The organism is Parabacteroides acidifaciens, from assembly GCF_003363715.1.
GTDB lineage: Bacteria > Bacteroidota > Bacteroidia > Bacteroidales > Tannerellaceae > Parabacteroides > Parabacteroides acidifaciens.
In genome coordinates this window covers 1-26,071 of the sequence record NZ_QREV01000063.1, presented here as the reverse complement: position 1 = coordinate 26,071, position 26,071 = coordinate 1, and the positions used below count along the sequence as shown (strand labels likewise).

The following is a 26,071-nucleotide window of genomic DNA, read 5'->3' as shown; positions in this document are numbered from 1 at the left end:
AAACGTACGTTTTCTCTCGTCATTTCGATAGACGATCCCAAGAAGGGACGTAAAGAACTGAATTTCATTATATATAGTATTATTAATTAAATTATTTAGATTATGAACAAAAAGTTTTCTACTCTTGTAGCAGCAGCTTTGGTCGTATCTGGTTTCGCTAATGCTGAAACTTGGGATGCTCCAAAACCTGCTGAAGTTGCTAAAACAGTGGCGACGGGTAACTATTACCACATCGGTGCTTCAGATGGCGCTAACAAGTTTTTCTTGACTATAAAGAAAAATGATGAAGGTAAATTCTATTTGTATGCAAAAACAGTGGAAACCGGTGCTAGCATGGCCGCTTCTACAGACTCTGCTTTATGGGAGCCGATTGCTATTAAAACTCAGGCCCCATATCCTGCTGCCTATACATTTAAGAATAAGTTTACTGGAAAAACTTTGGCTGTAAAGTATGCAGGTGACAATAAAGACCAAACAGCAGTTTTGGTTGATCCTGAAGCTGAAGGTGCAATCTCTTCATTTACTTGGTTGATTGGTGATGCTGCATCTGATACAGCATTGGTAGCCTATGATGCACAAAATAAACCCTATGTCTTGGATTTGCCAAGAACTTCTGGTGTAGTGAAGGAAGGAGCTGTTACCTTTGTAAAAGGTACAGATAGCAATATGAAGGACCTTGGTGCTCGTCCTTATACTCCTGCTGAAATTTATATGACTGCAGAGATGTTGAACGAAGAGTTGAACGGATCATTTAAACTGAATGTATTGGGTAATTATACGGATAAAAGTAAAGATCCGATGATTAACGAATTCATCGCTTATAAATCTGTTTCAACAGATGATCAGAATAATCCAGCTGGCGTTTTTCTGCAGGTAAAGGGTAAATCTATGGATCGGGAACATGCACCGAAAGTAGATGGTAAATATCAGAAGAATAATAACGTGTTCTTAGTTGTCGATACAACTTTTATTCCGGGTGTTGCTCAGAGAGACTCTGTTAACCCTAAAGGCTTATTTCTTACTTATGACTCAATTCAGTCAACGAATGGAAGTAATGTACCGATGGTATCTTCTGCATGGGATGCAACTGCATGGAATGCCGATTCAGCAGCAGTCGGCCGTTTAATGGGTAGTTACCGTTTCTTTATCTATAAAAATATTAGTAAAGTAGATGCGGATTCTTTGATTATCAAAGTAGATTCTTTGCCCTCTATTGGAACAGAAAAAACAGGAAACAGTTTCTCTAATCCTGCAACACCTCCTGCAGCTAATGCTCCTAAAAATGCAGCATTCTTGGCTAATTATGTAATTGGTACAGGTAATACTCCTGTATTTACGGCATTGGATTCTGCTGTCGTTTTTGAAGCTAACCAACAGAACTATCAGTTGCCATATATCACATTAGGTGATGGCATTAAGGCTAACTTACCGGAAGGTATTTATTCTATCCAGAAAAAGAATGGTGGATTCTATCAAGCACGTTTAGTTTATGGTGACAATTATGCAACTATGTTGGCTTATGACTCGGCTGGTGTAAAGGCTTGCAAAGAAGTACCTTATACTCAGTGGAGATTCTCTGGCTCAAAAGGTCGCTATAGCATTGAAAATCGTGAAAATGGTGCAACATTTAAAGATTATATGGCTGTAAAGACTCTGTATACAACTTCAACAGCCGATGAGTATAAATATGGTGATGAAACACTGATTATCAAACCTATTGCTGATGTAGATGAAGATGATGCTTTCTTGGGGTATAAACACTTCACAGCTGAAGAATTAGACAATCTGGCAGTTCGTCTGCGTTTCACTGCATTTGGTGGTGTTGAAAACTTGTATGTTGTTGCTAACAGAGCTGACTCATTGTTGCATGTTCGTCAAATTGAAGATGTTACTGATGCAATTGAGTTCAAACTGAAAGCTGTAACAGATGCCGCTGGTAAGGATAAAGATGTAACTTATAATGCTGCGGAAGGTTTGAATCGTCGTGCTTATCAATTGATGGTTAACAACTATGGTGATAATAGCGTAGAAGAATATCTGGTTTGGGATAAAGATGCTAAAGCATTCGCTTTAAGTGATTTCCAAGATCGTGGTGATAATGCTGTTGCTGATAGTGCAGCTACTGCTGTTATTTTCCGCCTGAATTGCGAAGGCCAATATCAGATATTGCCGGTAGATACAGCTCAAATTGGAGCTAATAACTTTGTTGGTTTCAAGGCTGATAGTTTGTGGACTATGGGACATCAATTGACAGTAATTGGCTCTAATGATTTATTGGTTGGTTCTGATGTTAACGAATTGCCTACTGGATATTTCGTATTGGATGTTCCGGAAGCTCCGAAATATACAACAGTTGAAACTGGTCACTATAGAGTACAGTCTGTAAATAATACATCTTTGGCTATTACTACAAATGCTGATGGTGCAGCTGTATTACGCGGTGTTGGTGAATCAATGCTGAAGTCAGATCCTGCTTATGCAGCTAATAACTTTATTCTGTATATTGATTCTGCATGTACACATGATGCAGCAATGCCTACATATTATATTTCAACGACTCAGGCAACATCTGGTGTTTTGACTCCGGAAGATACTATTGCAGGTGCTCGTTATTATATGATGAATACTTTGGCTGCTGATGGTAAAGGAAATGCTAAGAAACTTGTATTTGCTAAAGCTAAACAGCCGTTTGAAACAGGTGACACATTGGTTGTTGCTCCTTATGCAAAAGCTGATACAATGGTAATTGGTGGTAAAGATGGCGCTCAGAATCGTGCTGCCTTTGCATTCCAGACAACTGCTACTCCGGGTGAGTTCAAAATCCAGAACGTAGCAACAGGCCATTATGTAAAACAGGTTAACACTGTTATCTCTTTGGAAGCTGGTTATGCAAACGGTAACAACTTCACTTTGGAAGCTCAGGAAACTCCGACTGCTAACGAAGTAACTCCTTCCGTAACAGAAGTGAAAGTTATCGCTGCTAATGGTAGTGTTCAGATCGTAGGTGCTGCTGGCAAGAAAGTTGTTATCACTAACATCTTAGGCCAGACAGTTGCTAACACAGTAATCACTTCAAGCGACGCAACAATCGCTGCTCCGGCTGGTGTAGTTGTTGTAGCTGTTGAAGGCGAAGAAGCTGTTAAAGCTATCGTTAAATAAAACAGATATTAGGTAGAGGCGGAGTGTGCTCCGTCTCTCTTAATCATATAATTCTATAATTTATCGTGCAGCCTTCGGGCTAATTATCCTGTGACAGGTGAACAAGCGGTAGATATTAATACTAAAGTAAAAAAATTAAAAAAGTTCATCTGCAAGTATCCCTGTGAAGAGAAAACGCAGACACAAAATGAAACCTCCCTGGCGGTAGTACCGGGGAGGTTTTTTTGCAATAGCTTGTTGCTAAATTGGAGGCATAAATACAAATAGTAGTAAATAATCGAAAACGGGTTGTAGGGTATGCTAATTGTTTCGTTTTTTTCTTACTACCTTTGCACGTTACATTAATACATGGAAAAGACAGTCGCACATAACGATAATATATTGGGGAATTTCAATTTTGATTCTCTTGCACAGTGTATCTCAATGATCCACTCCACCTTGCAAACTTCTGCTGTGAATTCGGTTAATAGGTTTGCAACGGTTAGAAATTGGCTTTTCGGTAGATATATTATAGAGTATGAACAGCAGGGCAATGATCGCGCTCAGTATGGAGAAAAGTTGTTGCATCGTATAGTCGAGAAGTTGAACATCAAAGGCGTGAATACAACGCTTTTAAAGAACTCGCGTAAATTCTATTTGACTTATCCGCAGCTAAATGAAGTGATTGTGGAAATTTGTCCGATGTTGTCGGACAAATTGAGTGCAATGCCTTTTCTTTTGGAAATAGATGTAGCATCAGAATCTGCTATTACAAAAAGTCCGATGTCGTCGGACAAATTCATGACTGCTTCTGATACAATTATTACGCGCCTTTCTTTCTCGCATATTGTTGAACTTTTAACAGTTGATGATCCTCTAATCCGCTTCTTCTATGAATTTGAGTGCATCAGAAATGTTTGGAGTGTGAAAGAGTTGCGCCGTCAGATTTCAACTAATCTTCATGTCAGAGTCGGATTGAGCAAGTCACCCGAAAAGATAATGGCTAAGTTGGCTGAAACAACGAAGCAGCAAACTACCATACTTCAACTGAAAGACCCGGTCGCATTGGAGTTTCTCGGTTTAGACACCAAGGATTATGTGAGTGAAGATAATTTGGAGAACAGTCTTATACTACACCTCCAAGAGTTTATGCTTGAACTCGGTAAGGGCTTTTGTTTTGAGGCAAGACAAAAACGAATGATTATAGACGATCGTTACTATTTTGCAGACCTTGTTTTCTATAATCGTTTGTTGCACTGCAACGTAATTATCGAATTAAAAAATGATGAGTTTAAGCACGGTTATCTCAGTCAACTCAATGCATACGTCTCCTATTATAGAGAAAATGAGATGCAGCCTGGTGACAATCCGCCTGTTGGCATTTTGCTATGTACTCGCAAGGGTGAAAAAATGGTTGAATATGCACTTGCAGGAATGGATAATTCTCTCTTCGTTTCGACTTACCAGCTTTGTTTGCCTGATAAAGCGCAACTGCAAAACTTCTTGAAAAGAGCGGAACAAGAATAATAAGAAAAAAAATTGTACTTTTGTGAGCTACATCAATACGTATGGACGAATGGCTAACGATGAAATGAAACAACTTTGGAAAGTACCGGAGCCTACGCTCAGGAGGCTGCCTTGGTATCTTGCCTTCTTGAAGTTGATGAAGGGGAGAGGGGAGACTTTTGTATCATCTACGCAGATTGCCAAAGAGATAAATGTGGACCCCAGCCAGGTGGCGAAAGACCTCTCTTTTGTGAATATTTCGGGGAAGACACGTGTGGGATATGAGATATGTACGCTGGTGGACGTGTTGGAAGATTTCTTAGGGTTCACGGCACAGCATAAGGCATTCCTGTTCGGTGTCGGTAGTCTGGGTGCAGCCTTGTTGCAAGACTCCGGTCTGAAACAGTACGGACTGGAGATTGTCGCCGGCTTTGATGTGCGCCGGGAGCTTGCGGGAACCCGGATCAACGGTATTCCGGTCTATCATATGGATGATTTTCCCGCCAAACAAAAGGAGTTCGGAGCGACAATCGGCGTGATCACCGTCCCGGTGGATAAGGCGCAGGAGGTGACCGACCATATCATCACCGGAGGCATTAAGGCGCTCTGGAACTTTACCCCTTTCCGGATACGCGTTCCGGAGGATATCGTGGTGCAGAACACCTCCATGTACGCCCACCTTGCCGTCATGTTCAACCGCTTGAATTCAATCAATCACTGACATAATGAAAATAATAGCCGTAGGAATGAATTATGCCGCCCACAATAAAGAGCTGCATCATTCGTTAGAATTATCGGAGCCTACTATCTTTATGAAGTCCGACTCTTCGTTGCTGAAGGACGGCAAGCCGTTCTTTATACCCGATTTCTCTTCGGAGATACACTATGAGACGGAGATTGTCGTAAAGATAGACCGGCTGGGAAAAAACATAGCCGAACGTTTCGCCCACCGTTATTACAACGAGGTGACGGTAGGGATCGACTTTACAGCCCGCGACCTGCAAAGCAAACTGCGTGCGCAAGGCCTGCCCTGGGAGATCAGTAAGGCGTTCGATAATTCGGCTGCTCTCGGGACGTTTATTCCCGTGGAGCGTGTGGGCGATATAAACCGCATTCCTTTCCACCTGGATATTAACGGGACGACCGTCCAGGCGGGGAACACACAAGATATGCTTTTCCCGGTCGACAAGATCATCGCGTATGTCAGCCGTTTCTTTACGCTGAAGATAGGCGACCTGATCTACACCGGAACCCCGGTAGGCGTGGGGCCGGTCAAGATAGACGACCACTTGCAGGGATATATCGGCGAGCAGAAGCTGCTGGATTTCTTTGTGAGATAACACGGAAAAAGAACATATGAAGAGAATCTTATATACCCTGCTGCTTGTATTCGGTCTGCTGGCTTCTGCTTGGGCGGACGGTAGCCGTTATGCTTCCCAATCGGTGCTTAGCTCCGGAAAGTGGGTGAAGATACAAGTGGCAGAAGATGGTATCTACAAGCTGACGCTGGCCGATCTGAAGAAAATGGGCTTTTCTAACCTCGACAAGGTTGCCGTCTATGGGTATGGCGGTTGGCCGCTTAATGAAGATTTCTCTAAGACTTATGTGGATGATCTGCCGGAAGTGGCGGTGTGGAAGAATGCGGATTACCTTTTGTTCTATGGGAAAGGACCGCGTAAATGGGAATATGCTTCTTCTTCCTTTGTCCACACCAATAATCCCTATTCCAATTACGGATATTACTTCGTGACCGAAAAGGAGACTGCCGGGCGGACGATGGAAAAGGCAACTTCTGCCGACGGGGCGACTTTGCAGGTGACGACCTTCGACGACTATATGGTGAAGGACGACGACGTGGTGTCTGTCAATAATTCGGGCCGTGAGTTGTACGGCGACTCGTTCGAGTCAACCTTGTCGCGCTCTTACACGGTCACGATTCCCGGCATTACGAACGATGCTGGGAAAGCCACCCTTTCGTTTATTGCACGTGCGAGTGGCAATACGGGCAGCGTTACGATGAGTGTTGATAATAACCAGCTGATTTCAGGAACCTTTTATAGAACATCCGATGAATATGTCGTGGCGACAGAAGTCTACGAGACTGCAAACTGGACGGCCGACAAGAATGAAAAAGTAAACATCGATATTCAATATAATACAACCGGGCATAAGAACGTGCGCCTGAACTTTTTCCGTCTGCAGATGAAACGGCAATTGAAGGCGTATGATGCTTACACCTTTTTCCGGAGCCTTGCCACAAGAGGGAACGCCTCCCGCTTCATTATCCAGGGCGCAGATGCAAATACGTTGGTGTTTGATGTAACCGACGGCATCAACCCGCAACAGATGGAAACGACTTTGAGCGGGACAGAACTGTCGTTTACGATTCCCGCCTCTATGGATTTGCGCGAGTTCGTTGTTGTGAAACCCTCCCAGATAAAAGCGCCCGAAACGGTTGGCGAAGTCGCAAACCAGAACCTCCATGCTTTGGCTCAACAGGACATGATTATAATTGCCCAGCCCGGCTTGGCTGCCCAAGCGGAACGTCTGGCTGAAGCGCACCGGACAAAAGACAACCTGACAGTCCAAGTCGTAGCTCCGGAAACGATCTATAACGAGTTTTCCAGTGGCACACCCGACGCAACCGCCTATCGCCGTTTTATGAAAATGTTCTACGACCGTCAGACTTCGGAAGCCGACGCTCCCAAATATCTTCTGCTCTTCGGAGACGGTTCGTATGATAACCGACAACTTACTTCTGCTTGGAAATCGGTTGATATGAGTAATATGTTGCTGACGTATCAGACAAAGGAGTCGTTGAACCAGTTCTCTTATGTAGTTGATGACTATTTTGGCTTTTTGGATGATGCTGATAACAAAGAGGATATTGCGTCAAAGAAAGTAAATATTGGTATTGGTCGTTTCCCAATCCGTACTGTTGATCAAGCAACTAAGGCAGTGGACAAGGTTATCTCTTATATAGATAATAAAGAAACAGGTGTTTGGAAGAACAATCTTTGTTTCTTGGCTGACGATGGTAGTAATGCTGATGGCTTTGCACAATATCACATGGTTCAAGCAGATACTTTGGCAGATTATTTGGCCGTTGATCATCCTGAATTCCTGGTAAATAAACTCTATTTCGATGCCTATAAGAAAGATGTGACCGGGGGGCAAAACGGTTATCCGGATATTCGTACAAACCTGCAGAAATTATTGAAAGATGGTCTGCTTCTGGTTAATTACACCGGACACGGCGGAACGACTGCCTTGAGTGATGAAAAGGTCTTGACACAAACAGATATTGCTCAGTTTACATATTCTAATTTGCCAGTGTGGATAACGGCAACTTGTGATTTTACCCGTTTCGATGATCTGGCTACTTCTGCAGGAGAAGACCTTTTCCTAAATGCAAAGAGTGGAGGCATAGCTTTGTTTACGACTGTTCGTGTTGCATATGTTCCTCATAATGCTTATATTAACAGTCGTCTGATTCGTAATATGTTTGAAAAGAAAAATGGTCGGAGACGTACATTGGGGGATATAATAAAAGAAACGAAATGTGATCTTGCAAATGTATCTAATACGAACCGATATAAGTTGGGTTTTTGCTTGATCGGTGATCCGGCCATGAAGTTGAACTATCCTGAATACCGTATGCAGGTAACATCTGTCAACGGAAAAACCGCTGACGGCGAGGCAATTCCTTTCAGAGCATTGGAAAAGATAACGGTCGAAGGGCAAGTGCTGGATGCTTCGGGCGCATTGGTTACTGATTTTATAGGCGTTGTGAATCCAACGGTAAAAGACAGTAAGGTGACCGTTACTTGTTTAAATAATAATAAGACGGAAGACTCTCCTTTTAACTTTACCGATTATCCGAATACTCTTTTTATTGGAAATGATTCCGTGCGTAACGGTAAGTTCAGCTTTACCTTTACTGTTCCGAAAGACATCTCCTATTCCGGGTTGCAGGGAAAAATGAACCTGTATGCCGTCGATTCCGAGAGCGGCAATGAGGCGCAAGGTAATTTTGATAACTTCACTGTCGGAGGTACTTCCGAAACGGCGGATACCGATACGATCGGTCCTGAAATACGTTTGCTCTATCTGAATGACACCGCTTTTGTGGATGGTGGAAAAGTAAACACGACTCCCTATTTTGTTGCTGAGCTGTGGGACAAGAGCGGCGTGAATATTACGGGTAGCAGTGTCGGACATGATATGATGCTGGTGATAGACGGATCGCCTCTTCTGAGTTATAACCTCAACAGTTATTATAACTTGTTGTCGGGTAAAGAGGGAGCCGGTATTGTCCAATTCTCGATTCCGGCATTAGAGCCGGGTATGCATACGGCTGAATTTTGGGTTTGGGATATTTTGAATAATTCGACTGTCCGGACCTTCACCTTTGAAGTTGTCGAAGGCCTGAAGCCCAATCTGGTCGATGTCGTAGCAACCCCAAGTCCCGCACGCGGGCAAGTGACCTTCCATATCACACATAACCGTCCGGAAAGCCGGATGCGGGTAGGTATCATGGTCTACGATCTGGCAGGCCGTCTCTATTGGAAACATGAAGAAAGCGGCACGTCCGATCTCTTCAGTGCCTATTCAGTCTCCTGGGATCTGACCGACGGAGCTGGTGCACGCCTGCGCCCCGGTGTCTATATCTACCGGGCAGCCATCAGCACCAATAACTCCAAAGAGGCAACGACTGCGAAGAAGTTGATAATATTAGGTGAGTAATATATTTTTCGTTCCCGTCCGAAAAAATATGATTCCCGTCCGAAAAAATATAGCCTATGACCCATCCGTCAACAGGCTATAGGATAGCTTACCCCATAAATACCGTTGGGATGTGGTGCGAATGGATCGCGAATTGAAGGTCCCTTTCAGTGAAACCTTGAATGAAGTGTATTTTGAAATGCCGAAATTTGTGTTACCTTTGTCGGAGTGCAATAGCATTTATCTTAAATGGCTGTATGTGTTGAATAATATAGATATAATGGACCGTTTACCAGAAGAACTGAACAACCAGCTGTTCCGCAAGTTGAAAAGCATAGTGGAAATCGAGCGGATGTCTGCCAACGAACGTTTGGAATACGAACTGAGTTTGGCTGTCGAACGCGATATGCTCTCCGCTCTTGACGCCAGTCGGGAAGAAGGTCTGGTGAAAGGTCGTGCAGAGGGGTTAGCGGCAGGAGAGGCTAAAGGTCTTGCAGAAGGAGTGCGTCAAACAGCTATAAACATGAAACGCACAGGGTTGGATGTAGACACCATTGTAAACTGTACGGGCTTATCCAAAGAAGAAATCCTTGCCTTGTAAACAATTACCCCACTTCCTCCCACAACCGCATAAACTCCAACGTATTCATGGTGGCAGTCAGGACAAAGAAGCCGATGACAGTCCAGTCCAATATCCGGTACATGCGGACCGGGAGGCGGTTGTATAGCCAGCCTAACAGCATCGGGACGGCAAACATCCAGTGGCCGCCGAATAGGATGGCTTCGTTCATTCCGTAGCGGATAATAAAGTGGATTACGAAGTCGATGCTCAGATACATAAGCAATAGCTGCACATACTTGTTTCGCAGGTTGAGCAAGGCAGAGGCCGCCACCAACACTAACAGGAGCACGACCACCGCATTGTTCCAACTATGTAGATATTCGCTGGGACGCAGCACTACCTCGTGGCCGACCTGTTGTTGCGTCAGAGGCGTACTCATGATCGTGTTTCCCCAGAAATCGATCAAAGCCTGTTTGCTGAATGTTTCGTCGTGGATGAAATACTGTCCGAGTTGTTGCGTTGTTTCGATCGGGGAAGGCCCTTCGGGAGCGAACAACTTTGCTTTAAGCGTGTAAAAGCCCATGATGACGGCTACGCAAACGACGAAGGGAAGCATCACTTTGAAGCCTGTCCGTATCTTATGCAGGAAAGGCGTTTTGTTCAGGAATACCGCCATTGCCGGTTTGGCTGCGTTTGTAATCGTGATTCCTCCACAGAGGAAAGAGAGGAAAAGGATGGTCCGTCCCTTTATATATCCTGTCAGTTTATATTCCCTCGAGAGTATTAACAGGGAAAAGACAAGCAGGAAGAAAGAGAACGGATAGCTTTCGGTTGTGAACGACAAGACGACAGTCGTAAAGAAACAACCTGTAAATCCGGTGAGCAGTAAGGCACGGCGGGTGGAGACCTGGACAATCTGTTTCAGGTAACGATAGATCAGCACCAGACCGCCGGTTATCAACAGGTTCATCAGCACCAGACAGATAATACCGCCGGTTTTCTCTTTGAACAGGCTTGTCAACAGGATTATCAACAGGGTTTTCAACAAATGAAACAAGCTGAAGAACGGATGGCTGACGTCGAACGCCCCTCCGCGTGTATGCAGGTGGAACAGGTTGTCATAGCCTAAATAGCTGCCCGGCCCTCCGTTCGGAACGTCTATCAGCTCTGTGTAAAAGAGCATATAGTAGCCGATTATCCCATAAAGAAGGAAGAAGAAAAGAAAGAGTCCGGCCTCTGTCCAACTGGGCGGAAACAGGGTTCGTCTCGTCTCTCTCCACTCGATTCGGAGTGCGCGCAGCAGGGTGGATAGGCAGGAAGGTATCGTCATCTTTGTCGTTTATTGAATGGTTTATAATGGGGAACGTCGGCAATGGCAAGCAGTTCTTTGTCACCGGAACTGTCGCCATACACATATAAAGTCTCGGAAATAACGTCCGGATATAGCTTGCGAAGCCTGCGGACTTTCTCGGTCCCTTTGCAGTTGGGTGTGGAAAAACGTCCTGTCAGGACACCGCCTTCGACCTCCAGTTCCGTTCCTTCCACCTGCCGGATTCCGACTGTTTCCGCCCAAGGACGTATCCAGTCAGGTACGGAGGCGCTGATGATGACGACTTTGTCACCCTTTTCCTGGTGCTTTCGAATCTCTTCCAAAGCGGCAGGATAAACCAACTCCGGTATGCGGGCGGCATATCGCAGGCAAGCTTGCCGGAAATCCGCTACGCTCATTCCGCGAAGGAAGGATGAAAAGACAAGTTCTTTCGCCCGGTGTGTGGAGAGGATGCCTGTCAGGGCTGTTAGTTTCAATATGATTATCAGGGGAAGACGGAGGATGAACGCCGTCCGTCCGCAAGTCCGCATCAGGAAGTCCGGCAAGGAGTCGCGGGAGATGATCGTTCCGTCAAAGTCGAATACAGCTATTGGCATATCAGTAAATAAGTAAAGCGAATACGACGAACCAACCCGCGACAGTCAGTTGCAACGTCCGGTCTTGCAACAATATATCGGTCGGGTTACAATTACTCTTTTCCACCAGGATGATTTGCAGGTATCGCATGATTCCTGCCAGAACGAACGGGATCGTGACATACAGATACTCGCTGCTCCTTGCCGTCACTTCCGGCGAAAGGGTGTACAGGATGTAGGTCACGGCAATAATGGAGGAGAGGAACGACAGGACTACATTCAGGTAGTCGATCGTATAGCCGGTAATATTTTTCCGGGAAACCTGTCCCGTCTCCATGAAATTAAGCAAATCGTCCCTTCTCTTGGCAAAGGCGAGGAAGAGGGAGAGGATGAAAGTCATAATGATCAGCCAATGGGACAACTCGATGTCTCCTGCCGTCGCTCCTGCCTCCAGACGGATGATGAAACCGCAGGCGACAATCATGACGTCTATGATCTGCACCTGTTTGAGGTAAAGCGTGTAAGCCAGGTTCAGGAGGATATATCCTCCCGCCAGCAACCAGATGAGGTTGCTACTTGTATGTATAAAATTGAAGCATACAGCGCTTATGCCGTAAAGAAGGAGCATGAAACCGACAGCCTCTACCGGCGATACCTTGCGGGCGGCAATCGGGCGGAACCGTTTGGCGGGGTGCAGGCGGTCTTCCGCCGCATCCATTAAGTCATTGAACACATAGACGCCGCTGGTAAGCATACAGAAACCGGCAAACAGGAGCGCAACGTTTTGCAGCCTGTCCAAAGCCCCTATCTCCTGCGCAAAGAACAGAGGGAGAAACAAGATGATGTTTTTTACCCATTGGGAAGGGCGCATCAAAAGAAATAATGCTTTAACTTTGCCTGTCGATTGCATATCTTTCATACTCAAAGGGCAAAAGTAGGAATTTTATTCGAGCATACAATAAAGTTAGGATTATTCAGTTTATAATACAGTCGGCGAAGGACTGCCGGCAGGGTTCAATTAAATTAAAACGTATGATAAGTAAATTCAGAATCGGGACACTCGTTATATTGCTTGGTCTTTTCATCTCCGCAACAGCGTGGGCGGAAGGTGATGATATTAAATATTCACCTATCGAAATGGCTGTGCCTTCCTTGATTATCGCTCCTGACGCGCGTGGCGGCGGAATGGGTGATAACGGTGTTTCCACTTTGCCGGATATCGGTTCACAATATTGGAACGCGGCCAAATATGCTTTTATGTATAGCAAGGCAGGGGTGAATCTGTCTTATACGCCTTGGTTGCGCAAGTTGGTCAACGACGTGGCATTGGTGAATATGTCCGGTTACTATAAAATAGGGGATAATGATTTGCAGGCGGTTGGTGCCTCTTTGCGCTATTTCTCCTTAGGTGAAGTGCCGCAGTATGAAAACATCGGCGACCAGCCTATTTATGCAAACCCGTATGAGATGGCGTTCGACGTGAGTTATAGCCGTAAGTTGTCGGAAAACTATTCAATGGCGGTTGCTTTGCGTTATATCCGTTCTGATATGGGTGTCGACCCGAATGAGTTGAAGCATGCCGGCAATGCGTTTGCAGCCGATATCTCCGGATATTTGGAGAAGTATGTGATGATGGGCAGTGCGGAAGCTTTGTGGAGTTTCGGTTTCAACCTGTCGAACATCGGTAGTAAGATTTCGTATGACGAAGGTACGAACAATATGTTCCTTCCTGCCAAGTTAGCTTTGGGTACCGGTTTGCTTTATCCTATTGACGAGTATAACCGTATCGGCGTTTATCTGGATTTAAGTAAATATATGGTTCCTTCCGTTCCGCAGAAGAAAGACGGAGAGACGGATGAAGAGTTTACCACCCGCAAGGAAGACTACAAGGCTTTGTCCAGTATCTCCGGTATGTTTAAGTCGTTTAGCGATTCTCCTAACGGCTTTAAGGGCGAATTGGAAGAGGTGATGGTTTCGGTCGGAGCCGAATATAGCTACAATGAACAATTCTTCGTTCGTGGCGGTTATTTCTACGAGAGTGCGAATGTCGGTAACCGTAAGTATTTCTCTGTCGGTGCCGGTTTCCGTATGAGCGTTTTCCAGTTGGATGCCGCTTATCTGATCAGTACCGTTCCGCAGAACCCGTTGGACCAGACACTTCGTTTCTCACTGTCCTTCGATATGGACGGGATTAAGAATCTGTTTCGGTAATTGAAAGTTGAAAGTTAAAAGAAGATGAAGATACGGGTTGGATTCGGATATGATGTGCATGCGTTAGTGCCGGACCGCGATTTGTGGTTGGGCGGAGTGAAGATCGAGCATACGTTGGGCTTGCAGGGCCATAGTGATGCCGACGTGTTGATCCATGCCATTTGCGATGCCCTTTTGGGGGCGGCCAATATGCGCGATATCGGTTACCACTTCCCCGATACGGCTGGTGAATATAAGGATATAGACAGCAAGATTCTTCTTTATGATACGATGGAGTTGCTTCGTGATGCCGGATATACGTTAGGCAATATAGATGCGACAGTCGCAGCCGAACGTCCGAAACTGAATCCGCATATCCCCGAAATGAAGCGGGTGATGGCGCAAGTCCTGCAAGTGGATGTCGAAGATATATCCATTAAGGCGACAACCACCGAAAAGTTAGGCTTCACCGGACGGCAGGAAGGAATCGCCGCCTACGCTACGGTCTTGATTCAGAAGTAAGAGAGTCTGCGTCCGACACAGGCTCGCAGGGGATCGTAAACCAGAAAGTGCTTCCTTTCCCTTCCTTCGATTTTACCCCTATTTCTCCTTTCAGGCAGTCTATGATAGTCTTGCAAATGGAGAGGCCGAGTCCCGTTCCCTGGATAAAGGTGTCGAACTTGGCGAACCGCTCGAATACGTGCGGGATGTTTTCTTCTGCAATCCCTTTCCCCGTATCTGTTACATAGAAACGCAATCCTCCTTCTGTTTCCTCATATCCCATTGTGATGGAACCTTTAAATGTGAACTTACAGGCATTTGTCAGGAAATTACTCATAACCTGCATCAGCCGGTTCTTCTCCGAATGGATGACGTAAGGCTTTTCAGGCAGGATGCATATTAGCTCCACGCCGGGTTTGGTTTTGTCACGGAACACCTGCATCAGGTGGTTGAACATCTCGGAAATATTTATGTCGCTATATATGAAGTCCAGTTTGCCCGCTTCTATCTTGGACAGGTCGAGGATGTCGTTGATAAGCTGCAGGAGCAATTCGTTGTTTGTCTCTATTGTTTTACAGAACTCTTCCCGGTTTTCTTCCGGGCATTCTCCCTGGGCGATCAGGTTGGAGAAGCCGACGATTGCGTTCAGCGGCGTACGTATCTCGTGGCTCATATTCGCTAAGAATGCCGTTTTCAGGCGGTTTGCCTCTTCTATCTTTTCTTTCTCCCGTTGTTCTTCTTCCGTTTTCCGTTTCTGGATCAGCAGTCGGATACGCAGGAAGGCAACAGACATCAGTAGGATAAGGATGACAATCCCGCAGATAATCTGGACTTTGTATTTCTCCAGGAATGTAGGGGGCTGTTCGAAATAGACAGCATTCTGGGGATAGCGGGACGGGGAAATACCATGCCTGTACAGGTGCTGGTAATTCAGATATGTCCTGGGAGTCCCGGCCATATGTTCGTGTGTGTTATCTATCTTCTTGCCTTTCAGCATTTCCAGCAGATAGGTGATGACAGTCTTGTTAAAGTCTTCAACCGAGATATAATGCCCTCCGGCAAAGTTACCTCCCTCTATGTCGAGGTCGTTAATGACGTAGACGGGAGGATTGGAAAAGCTGTTTGTCATTTTCTGTACGTTGTCGATCAGGTAATGGTTCTCTCCTTTCTGGCTTGCCGCATACCAGGAGTAATAGATGATGCCGGCATCTTGGTTGCTGTAGGTCGTGAGCGTATCCAACAGATGTTCCGTCGAAAGCTGTGGCCATGAGAGTACGTCTAACTGAAGGTCCGGGAATTGCTCTTCCAATACGCTTTGCACTTCCTGGCGGGTCAGGATGCTGATGTAGCGGTTGTCGTTCACAAACACGACTTTCTTCAGTTCGGGTTGCATCTTTTGCATCATTTCGATTGTCTCCCGGATATAAAGCGGCTGGCTCAGTGTTATAGCATTGTACCCTTTTATGATTGTGGATGTCGGGACCATGGCTTCCTGGGGGTCGAGCTTGCGCTCCACCATATCTTTTATGTTTCGTGGGACCATGCCCCGCGAATAGCAAACCAGACTGGGAACGCCTTTCCATTCGTTATCGAACAGAGGGCGTATGACGAGCCATGCCGGATCGCCGATGCAGACGACAGCCCGGGGAGGGAGCGGGTATTCTTCCCGTAGATAGGCCAACTTATTCAGAATCTCTGTCGTGTCTTTGATTATCGGAATCTGTAGCTCTTCTCCCTTGACTTGTAGTCCTTCCTGGGTGATCAGGGTTTGAATGGTCTCATAGGTTTGATGTGTCCAGGTTTCATTAAAGTTGATAGAATGTACTACCAGCACATAGTCTTCATCTGTATGCTGGGCGGACCGTGCCTGCCTGCATATCAGAAGAATAAGAAATGTGAATAAATACCCTGTTATTCTCATATTCGATTGGCAAAATGATAAAGGTGCTTGAAAATCATAAAGTTTATGCAAATATAGGTATTATTGTTTGTAATCTTGTTTATCCCGGTGTTAATTTGTAGATTTGAACCCATAAAGAAAAGAGTAAATATGAAGACTAACGACTGGAAAGAGCGTCTGGGGGTTATGTATTCCACCAACCCGGATTTTCAATATAATACAGGTGATGAAGAGGAAGAAGACACACTTCCGAAAGAGAAACAGCAGTTGCGTATTTCTTTAGATAAAAGGAACCGGGGCGGAAAAGCCGTGACACTGGTGACCGGTTTCCGCGGAACGACTTCCGATTTGGAGGCACTCGGTAAATTCCTGAAAGTGAAATGCGGTGTCGGCGGTTCCGCCAAGGAAGGGGAAATCATTGTGCAGGGCGACTTGCGTCCGAAGGTGCTGGAGATATTACAAAAGGAAGGCTACGTCAAGAGCCGTATAATCTAAACCGTATGCTGACTGTCTACAGAGCTTCGGCGGGAGCCGGGAAAACACACAAACTGACAGGGGAATACCTGACCCTGTTGTTCACCGGGCCGGGCGCTTTCCGCCGCATTCTTGCCGTGACCTTTACGAATAAGGCGACGGACGAGATGAAGACCCGTATCATCGATGAACTGTATAACTTAGCCTCCGGCAAGAAATCGGATTATGTGGAATTGCTCGGCTCGACCTATTCGCTCACGGAAACGCAGGTCCGGAAGCAGGCAGCAAAGATACTGATCGATATCCTGCACGACTATTCCGCCTTTAATATCAGTACGATCGACCGCTTTTTCCAACAGACTATGCGTGCCTTTACCCGCGAGATTGGCTTGCAGGGAGGATATGGCATCGAGATGGACCAGGAACTGGTCCTGACTACGGCTATCGACAACCTGCTGTCGGATTTGGAAAAGCCCGAGAGCAAGGATCTGTTAGGTTGGTTGCTCCGGTTTGCGGAAGACAAGATAGAGAACGGCGGGGAGTGGAATCTCCGTAAAGACATCATGTCCCTGAGCCGGGAAGTTTTTAAGGAGAGCTATAAGGCCTTCAGTGAAGAAGTCGGCCGGGATATAGAAGATAAGAAAGCACTGGATGACTATAAGAACGCCCTATACGGCATCATCCGTTCTGTGGAGACTGCCGCTAAAGAATTGGGGGAACGCGGTTTGGCGATCCTGACTAAATACGCACTCAAACCGACGGACTTCAAGGGAGGGAGCCGTTCGCCCCTGACCCTTTTCGACCGCTTGGCGCAAGGGGAAATGAAGGAACCGTCAGCCACCTTTATCGGCCTGGCAGACAACCTGGACGGATGCTTTACGAAGACGACCCCGCTCGGCGCCCGGCAAATCATCGGATGTGCTTTTGAAGACGGGTTGAACGACTGTATCAAAGGCATTGTCGCCTTGTTCGGTGATCTGACCGCCTATAATACGGCCCGTGAGATTGTGCGCTATTACTATACATTGGGAATCCTGACGGATGTTTCCCGCCAGATCGCGGCTTACCGGGAAGAAAAGAATGTGATGCTGATAGCCGACACGACCGAACTGTTGAATAAGGTGATCGGTGGGAGCGATGCCCCCTTCATCTATGAAAAGACCGGTACGCACGTCGACCATTATATGATAGACGAGTTCCAGGACACCAGCGGGATGCAGTGGAATAACTTCCGTCCGCTGATTAAAGAAAGCCTGGCGCATAACCGGGATAACCTGATCGTGGGAGACGTGAAACAGAGTATCTACCGTTTCCGCAATTCCGACTGGAAGCTGCTCGATGAGCAGGTGCAGGCCGACTTCTCGCCCGAAGAGGTCCGCGAAGAGACCCTGAAGGATAACTGGCGCAGTTGCCGGAATATCGTGATGTTCAACAATGCCCTTTTCACGACATTGCCCGGCGTGCTTCAGGGGATGTATAACGAAGCCCTTTCCGCCTCTTCCCTGACGGAAGAACAGCGTGCGGCCTATTTTACCAAGATCATGTCCGCCTACGACAATAGTTTCCAACAGGTTCCTCCGCCTTTCCGGGAGAAAGAGGGGCATGTGCGGATCGAATTCCTCTCCGGTGATGACGAAAAAGACTGGAAGGAAGAGGCGCTGGAACGTCTGCCGGGCGTACTTGAAAAACTGCAGGACAACGGATATGCCCTGAAAGATATCGCCATTCTCGTCCGTACCAACCAGGAAGGGGCGCAGGTGGCGGATACGTTGCTGACATATAAGGAAGAACATCCTTCCGACCATTATAACTACGATATAATCTCCGATGAGGCGTTGTTTGTTAGCGGTTCGACGGCGGTCCGCTTCTTAGTTTCCCTGTTGCGCTACCTGAAGAACCCGGACGACAGGACGAACGAACAGATCGCCTTGTACTCCTATTGGATACTGAACGCTGTTCCCGCACCCGATGCAGGGTCGCAAACGAACAGCATCGAATGCGGAAGTCGCGCAAAGACCTTCCCGCCGGAGATCGCATCGGCCCTGCAAGGGCTTTCCCGCCAGTCGCTGTATGAGATAACGGAGGGGCTGTTCCGCCTCTTTTCCGCCGACTTTCCGGCGAACGAGCAGGTCTTTGTACAGGCTTTCTTAGATATGGTTTCCGAATATACCCAGAAGGAAAGCGCAGACCTGAGCCGTTTCCTGAAATGGTGGGATGATACAGGTTGCCGGAAAACGATTGCCACGCCTGACGGACAGAACGCGGTTCGCATCCTGACGGTCCATAAGTCGAAGGGATTAGGCTTTAAGGTTGTGATCATACCTTTCGGCGATTGGGAAATCGACCATAAGCCGACGAAGCCTGTGATCCTCTGGTGTCATCCGGAGGAGATGCCATTCAACCGCCTGCATCTGGTCCCCGTGCGTTACAGTCAGTCGTTAGCGAAGACAATCTTTGCCGCCGATTACTTTAAAGAGCGGTTACACGCTTTTATCGACAACTTAAACACGTTATATGTCGCCTTTACCCGCTCGAAAGAAGAGTTGGTCGTATTCTCCCCGCGTCCGAAGAAGATCAAGGAAGAAACAGGCGAGGTGGAAAAGATATCCTCTTTGACGGATGCCCTCTGGGCAGGTCTGCATACGGAGGTCTCCGATACCCGGGCAGGCGAGAGACTGATCTCGTTGCCGGCATCTTTTGATACCGGAAGAGGTGTGTTCGAGTTGGGTGACTGGTGGCGTCCGGTTGCCAAGACCGAAGAGACAGGTATGCAGGAGGTCGGAATGAGCCGCATGAACTCGATCTCTCCGGACGACCGCTTGCAACTGCTCCTGCATGGGAAAGGATTCTTTTTCGATAATGCCCGCCGGAAGCATGGCGCCCTGATGCATGAGGTGTTGAGCCGTATCCGTACGCGGAAAGATATCCCCCAGGCCGTTGAACGCTATCGCCAGGAAGGCGTGATCGACCGGACGGAAGCGGCGGCGCTCATCTCCCGCCTGGAAGAGTTGTTGAATATGCCGGATGCCGCACCCTGGTATGACGGGACGGCCCGCGTGTTGAACGAAGTCGACATCCTGTTCGGAAACGGGCTGTCGAAGCGTCCGGACCGTGTGATGATTACCGATGACCGGGTTGTTGTTGTCGACTATAAATTCGGGGAACATCCAGACCAACGCTATCATAGCCAGATTCGCAACTATCTGAAGCTGATCCGCCAGATGGGATATAAGGAGGTGGAAGGTTTCCTCTGGTATGTCGAATTAAGCAAAATAGAAGCTGTGAAAGGGTGATATATTTTTGTTATTCGGTAAAAATGAATATTTTTGCAGATTCTTACGATAAAATACACGATTAGATTACAGAATGAAAGTACATAAAGAAGGAACAGGTCTGTTGTTAACGCTCTTCACGATATTCTTTATTGTGGACGTTGCGCTGTATCATACTGTCAACAAAGGATGGGTCTTTTACGGCACAACCTTTGTCACCACTGTCCTGTTCTTATTGGTACTTAACTTCTTTCGCAGCCCGTTCCGTCGCTTCCCCTACGATTCGGAAGGCTTGGTGATTGCTCCCGCCGACGGGACGATCGTGGCGATTGAAGAAGTGAAGGAGAACGAGATATTGCATAGGGAATGCCTGCAAATCTCGATATTCATGTCCGTCTTTAACGTGCATGCCAACTGGTTCCCCGTAAACGGGACAGTCAAGCACGTATCGCATCAGAACGGACGTTTCATGGCGGCCTACCTGCCGAAAAGCAGTACGGAGAACGAACGTTCGGCCGTTGTGATTACGACCCGCAACGGGATAGATGTCCTGGCGCGGCAGATTGCGGGAGCGATGGCGCGACGTATTGTAACTTATGCCAAAGTCGGCGACAAATGCCACGTCGACGAGCAGATGGGATTTATCAAATTCGGTTCCCGTGTGGATGTCTACCTGCCTGTAGGCACGGAAGTACTGGTTGAAATGGACCAGAAGGTTACCGGTAACCAGACTCCGATAGCCCGCTTGGGAAAATAAAAGAAGTAAATGAGCATCAAACAAAGTATACCTAATTTAGTGACCTGTTGCAGTCTTGTATCAGGTTGCATCGCCTGTGTGATGGCGTTGAAAGGCAACCTGCCGATGGCAACCCTGTGGATTGTCGTGGCGGCTGTTTTTGATTTTTGCGACGGTTTTGCCGCCCGTTCCCTGCATGCCTATTCTCCGATGGGAAAGGAACTGGATTCTCTTTCCGACATGGTTAGTTTCGGGGTGGCCCCCGGGATGATTGCCTACTGGCTGTTGGAGCAAGCTTGTGTGACGGTTCCCGCTTTGGGAAACGCCGCCCCTTATATTCCGTATTTGGCTTTAGTGATACCTGTCTTTTCCGGGTTGCGCCTTGCCAAATTCAATATCGACGAAAGGCAAACGACCTCTTTCATCGGTATGCCGGTGCCGGCACATGCCCTTTTCTGGGCTTCTATCGGATATGCGTTTCGGGCTTCCATTCCGGTGGACAACATCGGGTTTATTGCCGGGATAATCGTTTTAGCGATTCTGTTCTCTTTGTTGTTGGTCTCGGAGGTCCCGATGTTCTCTTTAAAGGTCAAGTCGTTAAAGTGGAAAGGCAACGAACTTCGCTACATCCTGGTAGGCGGCGCGGTGGTCTTTGTGGCTCTCTTTGGCGTTCTGGGTATTGCCGGAACGATTATACTCTATATCGCCTTGTCTTTTTTTAACAAAAGAAGATAAACAAGAATTCGTATCTTTGTGTTTGTGTAATAAAAACCAACTAAGTGACGGAGTATGTTTAAATTTTTGTTTGTAATGTTCTTCTTCTTTATCCTGTTAGTATTCCTGATGGGATTCTCAATCTTGCGTACGTTCAAAAATATCCTGTTTGGCAGCGGAAGCAGCGGGAAAAAAGGAGGGCAACGCCGTCAAACAACCACCTCTTCTTCCTCCGGACGGAGCAGCACGTACGAGGAACCTTCTTCCGTGTCCCGTAAAAAGATATTCGCCAAGGACGAAGGCGAGTATGTCGACTATGAGGAGGTGAAATGAATCCCAAAATATCCATCCGCTTTTTTGCAGATCGCGAGGTTCGTGCTATATGGGACGACGAACGTGAGAAATGGTATTTTAGTGTTATTGATATTGTCAGTGCTTTAAACGGGCAGGACGATTATACAAAAGCCCGTAACTATTGGAAATATCTTAAGAACAAATTAAAAAAAGAGAACAGTCAGTTGGTTAGTGACGCTCACCAACTGAAATTAACTGCACCTGATGGAAAGAAATATTTGACAGATACGTTTGATAGTGACGGCGTGATCTCTCTTGCCAAGCATTTCCCAAATAACAAAGCCCTGAAGTTTCTTGATTGGTTCACATATAGCGATAACAGCAGTGACGGACAGAGTAAGAAAAAAGCATATTCTTTTTTTGAAAGTAACCTGGTCAGGGAATCGGAAATCGGGACGGTGAAAAGTTTGCAGCAAATCCATGCCTATATTTTCGGAGGGATATATGACTTTGCGGGAAAAATAAGGCAGAAGAATATTTCGAAAGGCGGCTTTCAGTTTGCAGTGGCGCACTTTTTAGGCAACACATTAAAGCAAATTGAACAAATGCCAGAGAACACATTTGACGAGATAGTCGATAAATATGTGGAAATGAATATAGCCCATCCATTCATGGAAGGAAATGGTCGGAGTACGCGTATTTGGTTGGATTTGATTTTCAAGAAACACCTGAAACAGTGTGTGGATTGGAGCAAGATTAATAAAACTGATTACATGGACGCAATGGTAAGAAGTTCTATAGACAGCAGCGTACTGAAACAGTTACTGAAGAATGCTTTGACAGATAAGATCAACGACCGTGAAATCTTTATGAAAGGGATTGATTATTCATATTATTATGAAGAAAACGAATAATATGCCCTTTTAGCGCTTTTGCTGGAAAAAGCGCTTCATCTCTTCCGCGCATTCTTTTTCGAGGATGCCCGTTTTTACTATGGCTTTAGGATGGAAGGCTTTCGGGGCGTATTGCCGGAAGCCTCTTTTTTCGTCTGTCGCTCCGTAGACGATTGTGCTTAGTTGCGCCCATCCGATGGCTCCGGCACACATGACGCAAGGCTCCACGGTTACATACAGGCTGCATCCCGTCAGATATTTGGCACCTAAGACACCTACGGCGGCCGTAATCGCCAGCATCTCGGCATGGGCGGTGGGGTCGTTGAGGCGTTCCGTTTGGTTATGCGCACGGGCTATGATCTGGTTGTTGCATACGATGACGGCGCCGACCGGGACTTCGCCTTCGGCAGCTGCGGCGCGGGCTTCTATCAGCGCCTGCTTCATGAAATATTCGTCGTTGAAAGGATTGATCATCTTCTCATTTCGTTTTCGTTGAAGAGGGTCGGATAGTCCTCTTCCAGTGTTTTGAGTATGTGGGACAGGATCGTCTCGCGGTACCAGCGGGACTTGTTGGCTATCTTATACCTGGCAAGATAACGCTCCACAGCCTTCTGCTCATCGTCGTTGAGCATAAAAGTAACCTTGTGCACACGCGGGTGGTTCGGTTGAGGGGGCGAATATTTACGTTTCAATGCCATTGTTCTGCAAATGTAAGATTGAAAGCTCAAATAAAAAAGAAAAACGTTATATTTGTGCAAATTACACAGGATGGCAAAACGGAACGAAACAGGGAAAGACGGGGAAGCCGTTGCGCGTGTTTTTTTGGAAAAGCATGATTATACGATTGTCCATACGAATTGGCATTGGCATCATTACGAGTTGGATATCGTTGCCATGAAAGACGGCGAACTGGTTGTCGTGGAGGTCAAGACCCGCTCGGATGACTATCTTTTAGCGCCGGAGGAGGCTGTGGATAACGGCAAAATCCGCCGTATCGTGACAGCAGCCGATGCCTATGTCCGCTTTTTCAATCTCGAATTGCCGGTCCGTTTCGATATTATTACCGTGATAAAGAAAGGCGGGGACTATGAAATCGACCATATCGAAGACGCGTTTTATGCTCCTTGCCGCTAATATGAAAGATATATGAATATAGAAGAAGCCCGGGAATATTGTCTGTCGCTGAAGAATGCGACGGAATGTTTCCCTTTCGACGATGTTTCGTTAGTGTTTAAAGTAGAGGAAAAGATGTTCCTGCTTCTGCCGTTGGATGCGGATGAACCGTGTGTGTCGCTGAAATGCAGTACCGACTACACCGAGGAACTGCGCGAACGCTATGCGGCAGTGGAAGGCGCCTATCATTTTAATAAGAAATACTGGAACACGATCTATCTCGACCGCGATATGCCGGATGAGGAGATCAAGCACTGGATCCGCCATTCCTACCGTGAAGTAATAGCCAAATTGCCGAAGAAAACAAGAGAACTCTACAATGAATAAAGAGAACGAAACTCCGCGGATTATCCGGCTGAATGAGACAAATTCAACCAATAACTACCTGCGGGAGCTACTTGCCGGGGACGCATTGCCGGAGGGCAGCCTTGTCATTGCCGACTTCCAGACTGCCGGAAAAGGGCAGGTGGGGAACTCATGGGAATCGGAAGCCGGGAAAAACCTGATGTTCAGTCTCCTGCTGTATCCCGATTTCCTTCCGGCAAACCGCCAATTCCTGATTTCCCAGATCGCTTCCCTGAGCGTCAAGGAGACGTTAGACGGCTATATCGACTCCGTCACGGTGAAATGGCCGAACGATATCTATTGGAAAGACCGTAAGATATGCGGCATGCTGATCGAGAATGATTTGTCGGGACAACATCTGTATTGTTCGGTTATCGGCATCGGCCTCAATATCAATCAGGAGGTTTTCCGGAGCAATGCCCCTAATCCTGTATCGCTCACCCAAATTACCGGGAAAACGTACGACCGTGAAGAGGTCCTGAAACGTTTCCTGCATATCTTCTTCAATTATTATTGCCTGTTGCTGCAAGAGAAAGAGGAAGAGATCCGCGCGGCTTATATGGCAGCTTTATATCGTGGTGACGGCTATTATCCCTATGCCGACGAAAACGGCCGTTTTGAAGCCCGTATCCACGCAATCGAGCCAACCGGCCACCTGATCCTCCAACTGCGTGGCGGGGAGCGGAGGAGATATGCTTTTAAGGAGGTGACGACGGTTATTTAGCTGAGACATATACATAACCACCTTTCCGTATATCCTCAAAACTTTGTATGCCGATCGGCATTTTTCTGATTGCTCTATCCATAAAGCCGTTGCCCGTACGTTAATGTGATGGCACGTCAAGAGGTATGGACGAAAAGGGGTGATATTCCTGTTTTTTTATTACCAATTACCACCGGAAACATTTGATAATGTGAGATTTATTCCGTATATTTGATTAATTAAAAACACAAGAAAATGACAACAATAACCTTCCGCATCCATGCCTACGGAGTAGGCGAACTGGCCGGCCTGTACAACCCCCACCTTTCCCACCGTGGCGCCATCATGCAGCTCTGGCGCTGGATCAACTACCAAGGCGTCCTGAAAGAAAAACTGACCACCTTAGGCTACCGCCCGGGAATGCGCTGCTTCACCCCCAAAATGGTTGCTTGCATTGTGGAGCATTTGGGGGAGCCGTGAGATAATGTGCGACGTTGTCTTAGGGCTGTAAGCCCGGCAGATCTCAGGAGGATGTGTCAAAACTGCCCTGTTCCCGCGCTTGACGCGGGATCGCATTAAAACCGACCCTATAAACAGCTGATTGATAAGGCCTGTTCTTTTGCGGCCCCGCGTCAAGCGCGGGGACAGGGGGCTTTTGGGCGGTTCGCGAACCGCCCCTACGAGGCCTCTGCTGCTCACCGACAAATCAGCTTTTATTCCGTATTTCTCCGTTCCCGTCCCATATTTTCCCGGACAGGGGGCGGTTTTTTTTCGGACGGGAGCGAAAAAAGGGGCACGAGGGGCACGTTAAAAGGCTTTTTCCGTAACTTTTATAAATATATAAGACGAGATATGCTCTTCTGTAGTATATCTCGTCTCGCGTTATGATAAATGTTTAGAAAAAGGTCTTTTAACGTGCCCCTCGTGCCCCTTTTTACTAAAATGGAATAGATGGATTTGAGTCAGCGTGCTCTTTTTCAACAGTTTGACTAATCTCGTCTTTCGGCAGTGTTTCGTCTGTAATTCCCATCTGACGGGCC

General features: G+C 46.8%; 23 protein-coding genes and 1 pseudogene. 18 read left to right on the top strand and 6 right to left on the bottom strand.

The annotated features are described in order from the left end of the window. Positions 1–102 precede the first annotated feature (102 nt). From DWU89_RS21230 to DWU89_RS18105, 6 genes and pseudogenes are all read left to right on the top strand, one after another. The gene (locus DWU89_RS21230) at positions 103–3,159 is read left to right on the top strand and encodes a DUF6383 domain-containing protein (RefSeq protein ID WP_115501042.1); all 3,057 of its coding nucleotides are present in this window, start codon (positions 103–105) and stop codon (positions 3,157–3,159) included. 348 nt (positions 3,160–3,507) lie between these two features. Continuing rightward, positions 3,508–4,665, top strand: a complete 1,158-nt coding sequence (locus tag DWU89_RS18125; RefSeq protein ID WP_187574948.1) for a PDDEXK nuclease domain-containing protein — start codon at positions 3,508–3,510, stop codon at positions 4,663–4,665. Between the two features lie 49 nt (positions 4,666–4,714). Further along, positions 4,715–5,365: a redox-sensing transcriptional repressor Rex gene (locus tag DWU89_RS18120; protein ID WP_115501041.1), complete on the top strand. Its 651-nt coding sequence runs from the start codon at positions 4,715–4,717 to the stop codon at positions 5,363–5,365. A gap of 4 nt (positions 5,366–5,369) precedes the next feature. After that, on the top strand, positions 5,370–5,984 hold the full coding sequence (locus DWU89_RS18115; protein WP_115501040.1) for a fumarylacetoacetate hydrolase family protein: 615 nt from the start codon (positions 5,370–5,372) through the stop codon (positions 5,982–5,984). A gap of 16 nt (positions 5,985–6,000) precedes the next feature. Continuing rightward, positions 6,001–9,390, top strand: coding sequence for a type IX secretion system sortase PorU (gene porU / locus DWU89_RS18110; RefSeq protein ID WP_115501039.1), 3,390 nt, complete (start codon positions 6,001–6,003; stop codon positions 9,388–9,390). A gap of 106 nt (positions 9,391–9,496) precedes the next feature. Next, positions 9,497–9,970: pseudogene (locus tag DWU89_RS18105) on the top strand (PD-(D/E)XK nuclease family transposase); the annotation flags it as partial. A gap of 4 nt (positions 9,971–9,974) precedes the next feature. On the opposite strand, the gene DWU89_RS18100 reads toward DWU89_RS18105, so the two are convergent. Genes DWU89_RS18100 through DWU89_RS18090 form a run of 3 tightly spaced genes read right to left on the bottom strand, consistent with a single transcriptional unit; the run spans position 9,975 to position 12,755 of the window. Further along, complete coding sequence (locus DWU89_RS18100) at positions 9,975–11,261, bottom strand: DUF6080 domain-containing protein (protein WP_115501037.1); 1,287 nt, start codon at positions 11,259–11,261, stop codon at positions 9,975–9,977. After that, positions 11,258–11,857 carry an HAD-IB family hydrolase gene (locus DWU89_RS18095; RefSeq protein ID WP_115501036.1) on the bottom strand — a complete coding sequence of 200 codons (600 nt, stop codon included), beginning with the start codon at positions 11,855–11,857 and terminating at the stop codon, positions 11,258–11,260. The genes DWU89_RS18100 and DWU89_RS18095 overlap by 4 nt, the downstream gene beginning before the upstream one ends. 1 nt (position 11,858) lies before the next feature. After that, on the bottom strand, positions 11,859–12,755 hold the full coding sequence (locus tag DWU89_RS18090; protein WP_115501035.1) for a decaprenyl-phosphate phosphoribosyltransferase: 897 nt from the start codon (positions 12,753–12,755) through the stop codon (positions 11,859–11,861). Between the two features lie 113 nt (positions 12,756–12,868). Here DWU89_RS18090 and porV point away from each other — a divergent pair, with 113 nt between their 5' ends. Together porV and ispF are read left to right on the top strand one after the other, a co-directional pair. Then, a complete protein-coding gene (porV, locus tag DWU89_RS18085) occupies positions 12,869–14,047 on the top strand; it encodes a type IX secretion system outer membrane channel protein PorV (protein WP_115501034.1) in 1,179 nt (392 codons plus the stop codon). Positions 14,048–14,071: 24 nt separating this feature from the next. Continuing rightward, the gene (gene ispF, locus DWU89_RS18080; RefSeq protein ID WP_115501033.1) at positions 14,072–14,548 is read left to right on the top strand and encodes a 2-C-methyl-D-erythritol 2,4-cyclodiphosphate synthase; all 477 of its coding nucleotides are present in this window, start codon (positions 14,072–14,074) and stop codon (positions 14,546–14,548) included. Here the strand turns inward: ispF and DWU89_RS18075 are convergent. After that, positions 14,526–16,448, bottom strand: coding sequence for a sensor histidine kinase (locus DWU89_RS18075; protein ID WP_115501043.1), 1,923 nt, complete (start codon positions 16,446–16,448; stop codon positions 14,526–14,528). The genes ispF and DWU89_RS18075 overlap by 23 nt on opposite strands. A 129-nt stretch (positions 16,449–16,577) precedes the next feature. On the opposite strand from DWU89_RS18075, the gene DWU89_RS18070 reads away from it, so the two are divergent. The 6 genes from DWU89_RS18070 to fic all read left to right on the top strand — a co-directional run bounded on the left by DWU89_RS18070 (position 16,578) and on the right by fic (position 22,831). Then, the gene (locus DWU89_RS18070; protein WP_115501032.1) at positions 16,578–16,922 is read left to right on the top strand and encodes a translation initiation factor; all 345 of its coding nucleotides are present in this window, start codon (positions 16,578–16,580) and stop codon (positions 16,920–16,922) included. A 5-nt stretch (positions 16,923–16,927) separates the two neighbouring features. After that, the gene (locus DWU89_RS18065) at positions 16,928–20,194 is read left to right on the top strand and encodes a UvrD-helicase domain-containing protein (protein WP_115501031.1); all 3,267 of its coding nucleotides are present in this window, start codon (positions 16,928–16,930) and stop codon (positions 20,192–20,194) included. 73 nt (positions 20,195–20,267) lie between these two features. Continuing rightward, positions 20,268–20,930, top strand: a complete 663-nt coding sequence (locus tag DWU89_RS18060) for a phosphatidylserine decarboxylase family protein (RefSeq protein WP_115501030.1) — start codon at positions 20,268–20,270, stop codon at positions 20,928–20,930. 9 nt (positions 20,931–20,939) lie between these two features. Continuing rightward, positions 20,940–21,644, top strand: coding sequence for a CDP-diacylglycerol--serine O-phosphatidyltransferase (gene pssA, locus DWU89_RS18055; RefSeq protein ID WP_115501029.1), 705 nt, complete (start codon positions 20,940–20,942; stop codon positions 21,642–21,644). 54 nt (positions 21,645–21,698) lie between these two features. Further along, positions 21,699–21,956 carry a DUF4834 family protein gene (locus DWU89_RS18050; RefSeq protein ID WP_115501028.1) on the top strand — a complete coding sequence of 86 codons (258 nt, stop codon included), beginning with the start codon at positions 21,699–21,701 and terminating at the stop codon, positions 21,954–21,956. Next, positions 21,953–22,831: a protein adenylyltransferase Fic gene (fic, locus tag DWU89_RS18045; RefSeq protein WP_115501027.1), complete on the top strand. Its 879-nt coding sequence runs from the start codon at positions 21,953–21,955 to the stop codon at positions 22,829–22,831. Before DWU89_RS18050 ends, fic begins: the two co-directional genes overlap by 4 nt. Positions 22,832–22,840: 9 nt before the next feature. Here fic and DWU89_RS18040 read toward each other — a convergent pair whose 3' ends face one another. Both DWU89_RS18040 and DWU89_RS18035 read right to left on the bottom strand, forming a co-directional pair. Further along, the gene (locus tag DWU89_RS18040) at positions 22,841–23,284 is read right to left on the bottom strand and encodes a nucleoside deaminase (RefSeq protein WP_115501026.1); all 444 of its coding nucleotides are present in this window, start codon (positions 23,282–23,284) and stop codon (positions 22,841–22,843) included. Further along, entirely contained in the window at positions 23,281–23,508 is a 228-nt protein-coding gene (locus tag DWU89_RS18035) for a hypothetical protein (protein ID WP_115501025.1), read from the bottom strand. The genes DWU89_RS18040 and DWU89_RS18035 overlap by 4 nt, the downstream gene beginning before the upstream one ends. 70 nt (positions 23,509–23,578) lie before the next feature. On the opposite strand from DWU89_RS18035, the gene DWU89_RS18030 reads away from it, so the two are divergent. The 4 genes from DWU89_RS18030 (at position 23,579) to DWU89_RS18015 (ending at position 25,511) form a co-directional block, all read left to right on the top strand. Beyond that, positions 23,579–23,944 carry a YraN family protein gene (locus DWU89_RS18030; protein WP_115501024.1) on the top strand — a complete coding sequence of 122 codons (366 nt, stop codon included), beginning with the start codon at positions 23,579–23,581 and terminating at the stop codon, positions 23,942–23,944. Positions 23,945–23,956: 12 nt separating this feature from the next. After that, positions 23,957–24,310 (top strand): MmcQ/YjbR family DNA-binding protein, encoded by a 354-nt coding sequence (locus DWU89_RS18025; protein WP_115501023.1) that lies wholly within the window; start codon positions 23,957–23,959, stop codon positions 24,308–24,310. Beyond that, on the top strand, positions 24,303–25,052 hold the full coding sequence (locus DWU89_RS18020) for a biotin--[acetyl-CoA-carboxylase] ligase (protein ID WP_115501022.1): 750 nt from the start codon (positions 24,303–24,305) through the stop codon (positions 25,050–25,052). Before DWU89_RS18025 ends, DWU89_RS18020 begins: the two co-directional genes overlap by 8 nt. Before the next feature lie 234 nt (positions 25,053–25,286). Beyond that, positions 25,287–25,511, top strand: coding sequence for a DUF4248 domain-containing protein (locus DWU89_RS18015; RefSeq protein ID WP_115501021.1), 225 nt, complete (start codon positions 25,287–25,289; stop codon positions 25,509–25,511). The last annotated feature ends 560 nt before the right edge of the window (positions 25,512–26,071 follow it).